Source organism: uncultured Vibrio sp. (assembly GCF_947488985.1).
Taxonomy (GTDB): domain Bacteria; phylum Pseudomonadota; class Gammaproteobacteria; order Enterobacterales; family Vibrionaceae; genus Vibrio.
Genome location: NZ_CANLBV010000343.1, coordinates 1 through 322, shown reverse-complemented (window position 1 = coordinate 322; position 322 = coordinate 1). Strand labels below are relative to the sequence as shown.

Annotated in this window: 1 pseudogene; it reads right to left on the bottom strand. The window is 45.0% G+C overall.

Going from position 1 to position 322, the window contains the following annotated elements:
* A pseudogene (locus Q1A70_RS20585) lies at positions 1–226 on the bottom strand (IS66 family transposase); the annotation flags it as partial.
* Positions 227–322: the final 96 nt, after the last annotated feature.

The following is a 322-nucleotide window of genomic DNA, read 5'->3' as shown; positions in this document are numbered from 1 at the left end:
CCTGAGGGGGCATGGTTTCGCTACTACTACCAAAGCGTTTACGCCGCGCTAGGTTGAGTTTTTCAACCAGAGATTGGATGGTTAATTCGCTCTCGCTTAGAGATTGGCGAAGCGTGAGTACGTTCGATTTACTCTCGTCTAGAGATTGTCGAAGTGTGAGTATGTTCGATTCACTTTCGCCTAGAGATTGGTGAAGAGTGAGTACCGTAGATTCAAGCTCAGTCACTTTTGAACGTAAGAGCGCTAGCTCTAATGCCGATCAGTTAAGACAATAATCGGCAGATCAGTTGAATGATCCTACCAACATGTAAAAATCCGATAG